Genomic DNA, 6,648 nt, shown 5'->3' with positions numbered 1-6,648 from the left:
CGGTCCCCTCCGGCCCGGGCGCGGGCCCCGGTGCCGGACGTTCGATGCGGTGGAGCACGACCGTCGGCGCGCCGCGGTCGTGCTCCACCTCCTCGAGTGAGGATCGGGTCAGGCTCACGCACGCACTCCGGTCGGGGCGAGCGCCCCATTCCACTGCGGCCACGCGGGCAGCACCACCTGCGGCTGGATGACGGGCAGGTCGCCGCGCTCCTCGCGCAGCAGGCGCGGGATCTCGTCGGCCCAGCCGAACCGGTCCGAGGCGACCACCCGGCTCCGGACGTGGGACAGGAAGTCCGTGAGGATCTCCCGCTCCCGCTCGCGCAGCTGCGCGTACCCCTGGTCGCCGATGGTGATCGCCGGCGCCAGGTACCGGAACGGCGGGAAGCCGTACGCGTCGTCGGTGTTCTGGATCATCCGTTCCAGCGTCTCGGCCTGACCGAGCTCGCCGATCCGGGGCGTGCCGCGCTCGATGATGAACAGCTCCTCCACCCGGGTGCTGGTGCCGATGCGGCACGGCACCAGCCGGTCGACGCTGTACTTGGGCGGCGGCACGAGCCGCTGGGTGATCGCGTTGATGCCCATGATCGGCACGTTGAACTTGCTCAGCGTCAGGGCCAGCGAACGTCCGCCCTTGGAGTGCAGCCGGCTCTGGAACTGCAGCCGGCGCCACTCGGCCGGGGTCAGGTCCTGGGCCTGCACCGCGCGGAGGGTGTGCGCGCTGATGGTCAGCGGCTTGGGGAAGCACATCGCGACGCCGTCGGGGCTGATCAGGGTCATGTCGTCGGAGAGGAAGAGCCCGCCGTGGTCCCGCAGCAGGCGGAGCACCGTGGCGGTCTTGCCGGTGTCGGTGAGGGCCGACAGCATCACCCCGACGCCGTTGAGGCTGATGCACGCCGAGTGCAGGAGCATGTGTCCCCGCGACACGAGCACGAACCGCAGCAGCGCCTCGACGATGTTGGTGTAGACCACGTGCGGCGAACGGGCCAGCAGCGGCCCGACCTGGATGTCGATCGGCGAGCCGAGCTGGATCCGGAAGTTCGCGCCGAGCCGGCCCAGGTGTTCCTCGTACCGCAGCACCGACTGGTGGGCGTACTCCGTCATGGCGGCCCGACGGCGCGGTCCCCGGCCGCCCACGTCACTGACCCGCACCGCGATGTCGACGTCCGAGTCGGCGACCCAGCCCGCGCGGAAGAACTCCAGCTCCGGCAGCATGATCTGGGAACCGATGGTGACCACTCCGGCCACGTCGTAGCGGTACTTGAGGTACTGGTACCGCTTGCGCGACGGCGCGGCGGCCGCCTCGGGGGTGTCCAGGTTGACCAACATGCGCACCGGGTCGCGCCGGCCGGTGCTGCCGGAGGTGTAGATGACCCGGTCGTTGACCAGGAACCGGACGAGGAAGAGGGCGACGAGCGTGAGCGCGTTCGCGGTGAGGATCCCGACGCCGGCCCAGACCAGGGCCTGCAGCACCGGCAGGCGCAACAGCAGCAGCAGATTGTTGAGCAGGAAGAAGCGGGCCGCCCGTCCGGCCAGCGAGCCGTGCCGGTTGCGGCGGTAGATCAGGGCCTCGACGAGGGCGAAGTTCCACGATGTCGACAGCTGCGTCGCCAGCGCGGCACCCAGGAGGTGGTGCAGGCTCACCGCCTCGTAGAAGAACCACAGCGCGGCGGTGTTGACCACCATGCCGGACAGTCCGACCAGCCCGAAGGCGATCATCCGGACCAGCTCGCGCAGCCGGTCCCGGGCGGCGGCTGGGCGTTCCCGCATCTGGCCGACCAGCCGCTGGCTGCGCAGCCGCGACAGGTGCCGCAGGAACGTCAGCCCTTCCCGCAGGGAGGCCTTGGAGCGCCCGGCGTGCCGGGGAGCCATCTCGTAGGCGACCTCCGCCACTCGGGCGGCGGGGTGGCGGACGAGCAGCTCCAGCAGGACCTTGAAGCCGATCGGGTTCACCCGGTCCAGGTCGACGGCGTCCCGGCGGAAGGCGAACAGGCCGCTCATCGGGTCGCTGATGGTGCTCAGCCGGCGCGGGAAGAGGCTCTTGGTGACCCGGGTCGCCCACGACGAGGTGGCCTCCCGGGCGGCACCGTCCAGTCCCTCGTTGGAGCCCTCGCCGGCGTACCGGGTGCCCACCACCACGTCCACGTCGTGCCGCATCGCGATGCCCGCCAGCATCGCGGCCGACTCCGGCGGGTGCTGGAGGTCCGCGTCCATCACGAGGACCCACTCGCCGCGGGCGTGCCGCGCGCCGAGCACCACGGCGCCGCCCAGCCCGCCGTGGCGGGCGCCGGGTGGCCGGTGCAGCAGGCGTACGGCGACCCGGGCGTCGGCGGCGTGCCGGGCGAGCACCGCCGGGGTCTCGTCGTCGCTGTCGTCGACGACGATGATCTCCGCGTCGAGCGGCCGCAGCGCCGGGCCCAGCCGGGACAGCAGCAGGGGGATGTTCTCCGCCTCGTTGCGCGTCGGCACGACGACGCTCAGCCGGATGGGTCCGCCCGGCGCCGGTACGTGCACATCGGACGGTGTCGGGTGCGGGCCGGCCTCGTCGTGGCGTCGCCGGACCGCACCGCGCGGATCTCCGGGCTCCTCGTCCTCCGTGCCAATCGAGGGTGCGGGTGCAACGTAGGTCATTCGACCCTCCGTGGATTGCGCTGTCAGGGCAGTGCCGAGCTGCCGGACATCCGGCTCGGAAACGGCGATGAGAGCCGTCTCCCGGCGGGAGACGTCGCCGGATCCACACCGATCCGGCCTCGGCGGGGTGGGAACGTGAGGGATTGACCGCGGTTGCGAGAGACCGTACGAAGGGTGAACGGAGGGTGTCCAACGCCTGACGAGTCGTGAAGGCGACAGTGCGTTCGGGGAAACTCCAACCGTTCGGCCAACCCCCGCGACCTGCGCCGAACGCGCATCAGCGAGCTGCCGGACACGCTGGGTTACGTGTTGGGCGGTGCCGACGGCCGGCGCCCGAGGGCCGGCCGCCGGGCCGAAGTCCCATCCGACAACGGCATCGTGTGCCGCTGTGTCGCGCCGACGCCCGGTGGAAGCGCGGCAATTGGACGTTCACGCTCTGCGATGGTCCGGGCATTGTCGACGGTCAGTGCCGGTGACCGTTCGGCGGAACCCGTGGGTGCGGAAAGGATTGGGGGGTCAACCGTCCCACCCGCAACAATTCACCGAACGGCGCGGCGCGACGGCCAGTTCCACTGCCCGAGTGGGCGATCGACGACGGACCGCCCGGCGCGGTGCCGCGGTCCACTCGGCGGCACCAATGAACTCGACCGGCTCGTCGACACGTCCGTGTCGCTAACGGATCGCCCGAGGCGGAGGAGGGGATCAGGCTGATGCCTGTGCGGGAACACCGGACCATCCACACCGGAGAGACGCCGATCCGCGCCCCCGGCCCGCACCAACCGAGCGGCGAGGGCCGGAATCGACGGATCAGGCGGCGCTACCGGCGGAGTTCGCGCGCGACCGTGTCCCGGACCAGGACGCGCAGCTGCTCCATCGGGTCGCCGTCACCGGCACCGAGCCGATTGCGCACCGCCGCCACGGTCAGCCCCAGCCGCGGGTACGCGTAGGCCAAGCTGCCGCCGCTGCCCGCCGTGCCGAACGAACCGTCCTCGTCCACCGCGTACCCGAGCCCCCAGGCCACCTCCTGGCCGAAGACCCACTCCGGCCCGCGCGCCGCCACGGCGGACACGGCACGCAGCCGTTCGGGCGAGATCAGCCGTACGCCGTCGACCGGACCGAGCAGCGCCGCGTACATCCGGGCCACCGCGCGGGCCGTCATCGTGCCGACGGCCGGTACGTCGGCGCGGAGCACGTCCCGGCGGCTGCCGATCGTCGCGTCCGGGCGGACGGCGGGCGGAGCGACCGCGTCGAAGTTCGGCAGGTTGGCGCTGGCGTACTCCATCAGCGCCGCCAGACCGGCGTCCTCCAGCCGGGCCAGCCGGTCCAGGTCCGCCGCCGGCACCCCGAGGAAGAGTTTACCGGTCACGCCCAGCGGGGCGGCCACGTCCTCCGCGAGCACCTCGGAGATCCGCCGGCCGGTGACCCGCCGGACCACCTCGCCGACGATCCAGCCGAACGTCCAGGCGTGGTACGCCAGCCGCTCGCCGGGTGCCCAGCGGGGCTCCGCCGCCGCGACCACCGCGCACATCCGGTCCCAGTCGGTGAAGTCCTCCGGGGTGATGTCGGCCGGCAGCGCGGGCACGCCGGCGGTGTGGGTGAGCGCGTGCCGCAGGGTGATCCGGTCCTTGCCGTGCTGGGCGAACTCCGGCCACACCTCGGCGATGCGCAGGTCGTAGTCGAGCCGTCCGCGCTCGGCGAGCACGTGCACCACGGTGGCGGTGAGCCCCTTGCCGGTGGAGACGGCGTGTACCGGGGTGTCGGCGGTCAGCGGCCGTCCGGTCGCCGGGTCGGCCAGGCCGACCTGCTCCTCGACGATCGGCCGGCCGTCGAGGTAGGCCGCCACCTGCACCCCGGTCTCGCGGCCGGAGGAGACCAGCTCGTCGATCGTCCTGCGTACCTCGGCCCGCAGGCCGTCCCAGCGTCCGTCCACGAGGAGCCACCCTGCCAGAGCGATCGCCGCCGGTCGCGTGCTTTCCGCCGAGCCCGTCCGGAGAACCGAGGTGGCGGCCGGGGCGCGACTCAGGCGGACGCGGAGAGGTTCCCCGGCCGGCTCTCCGGCTCGTCGACGCGCTCCAGCGCGGGTCCCCGGGGCGCCAGCCGCTCGTAGAGACTGTCGATCCGGGCGGCGACGCCCTCGATGCCGTACCGCTCGCACAGCTCGGGGATCGGCATCCGGGGGTGCAGCGGCGCGTCCAGCTGGGCGCTCAACTCGCGGCGCAGCGCGATCTCCTCGCCGGCCACCTGCCGTGCCCGGTCCGTGACGACGCCGTCCAGTGCCGGGCAGGTGGTGTAGAGCAGGGGCAGCCCGTTGCCCAGTGCCTCCAGCATCGCCAGCCCGAACGTCTCCTGCGCCGACGCGGCCACCAGCATGTCGAAGGAGGAGAGCACGGCGCCGACGTCCCGGCGCGCGCCGGCGAAGAGGACGTGGTCGGCGACCCCGGCGTCCCGGGCGGTCTGCTCGAGCCGCTGCCGCTCCTCGCCGTCGCCGACCACCAGCAGGCGCCGCTTCTCGCCGAGCAGCGGCGCCGCCGCCCGGATCACCAGGTCGACCCGTTTGTTCGGGTCGAGCCGGCCCAGTACGCCGATGATCTGCACGTTCGGCCCGATGCCGAGCTGCATCCGCACCTGGACGCGGGCCGCCGGGTCGAACGCCACCGCCGCGAAGTCGACCGCGTTCGGAATGACGGTGATCTTCCGCTCCCTCACGCCCCAGCCGACCAGCCGGTCGTGCACCACATCGGAGACGGCGATGGTGCCGTGGGAGCAGCGCTCGGCGGCCAAGTACAGGGCGCGGACCGGCCGGCTCATGGGCCGCCGCTCGATGTGCGTCTCACCGATGGAGTGTTCGGTGGTGACGATCGCCGCGACCCCGGCGAGCCGCGCCGCGACGTTGCCGTAGACCTGTGAGCGGTACAGGTGGGTGTGGACGACGTCGTAGTGCCCCTCCCGGATGATCCGCTGCAGCCGGCGCAACGCCCACACCTCCGTGTTGCGGGTCATGCCCAGATCGCGCACCCGTACCCCGTGCGCCGCGATGGTGTCGGCGACCGGACCGGCGTTGTAGAGCGTCACGACGTCCGGCTCGTGCCGGGTGTGCCGCAGCAGCAGTTCGAGCTGCAGCTCGGCCCCGCCGATGCCGAGGCCGGTGATGATGTGCAGAACCTTCACGGTGAACCTTTCTGGACGTGCCAGCGGTAGAGGAAGCGTTTGGCGGCGAGCCGGACGACGCCGTCGTGCTCCCCCACGTAAACGCGGGGGAGGGCGGAAAGGCTCTGCGCGGCCCGGTCGGCGAAGACCGCGCAGCCGTACGCGTAACCCGCCTCCCGCACGGCGGCGCGGGCGGCGGCGTCCATCGACCCGTACGGGTAGGCGAAGCCGGCGACCGGACGGCCCAGCAGCGCCTCCAGGTCGAGGCGGCTGTCGGACGTCTCCGTGCGGACGAGAGCCGGGTCCGCGCCCGCGAGCCGACGGTGGGTACGCCCGTGCGAGCCGATCTCCAGCCCGGCGTCGGCGAGCCGGCGTACGCCGGCGGCGTCGACCAGGGGCCACGGGGTGCCGGCGTCCCAGTCGTTGACGCCGCCGAGGCGGCCGCTGACGACGAAGACGGTCGCGCCGAAGCCGTGCCGGTGCAGGATCGCGGGAACGTGGTCGGCCAGATCGGCGTACCCGTCGTCGAAGGTGATGCCGACCAGCCGGCGGTGCGCGCCCCGGCGCATCGCCCGCACCAGCTCGCTCATGGCGACCCCGCGCAGGCCGAGGCGGGCCAGTGCGGCCATCTGCCCGGCGAACCGTCGCGGGGTGACCGCGAGGTGGTGCGGGTCGTGCCGGACCTCGCCGATCCGGTGGTACATGAGCACCAGCGGCACCGCTGGCCGCGGCAGCGGATCGGTGCCGGCGGCGGGCCGGTGCGCCCGGATGGTCACACCACCACCTCCGACCGGCTGCGGTGGACGGCGAGCAGCTCCTGGTACAGCCGCTGCACCCCGGCGTGTGTCCGGGACAGTGAATGGTGGCGGGTCA

4 protein-coding genes are annotated in these 6,648 nt (G+C 72.9%); all 4 read right to left on the bottom strand.

Features of this window, described 5'->3' with window-relative positions:
* Window positions 1–114 precede the first annotated feature (114 nt).
* Window positions 115–2,628, bottom strand: a complete 2,514-nt coding sequence (locus DKL51_RS04015) for a glycosyltransferase (protein WP_109944021.1) — start codon at window positions 2,626–2,628, stop codon at window positions 115–117.
* A gap of 817 nt (window positions 2,629–3,445) precedes the next feature.
* Window positions 3,446–4,558: a serine hydrolase domain-containing protein gene (locus DKL51_RS04010; RefSeq protein WP_185734698.1), complete on the bottom strand. Its 1,113-nt coding sequence runs from the start codon at window positions 4,556–4,558 to the stop codon at window positions 3,446–3,448.
* 89 nt (window positions 4,559–4,647) lie between these two features.
* Window positions 4,648–5,796 (bottom strand): glycosyltransferase, encoded by a 1,149-nt coding sequence (locus DKL51_RS04005; RefSeq protein WP_124811734.1) that lies wholly within the window; start codon window positions 5,794–5,796, stop codon window positions 4,648–4,650.
* On the bottom strand, window positions 5,793–6,551 hold the full coding sequence (locus DKL51_RS04000; protein WP_221623127.1) for a polysaccharide deacetylase family protein: 759 nt from the start codon (window positions 6,549–6,551) through the stop codon (window positions 5,793–5,795). The genes DKL51_RS04005 and DKL51_RS04000 overlap by 4 nt, the downstream gene beginning before the upstream one ends.
* Between the last annotated feature and the right edge of the window lie 97 nt (window positions 6,552–6,648).

The sequence above is a fragment of the Micromonospora globispora genome, assembly GCF_003857015.1.
GTDB lineage: Bacteria > Actinomycetota > Actinomycetes > Mycobacteriales > Micromonosporaceae > Micromonospora > Micromonospora globispora.
The sequence above is the reverse complement of the archived record's forward strand: the minus strand, read 5'-3'. Positions and strand labels throughout refer to the sequence as shown.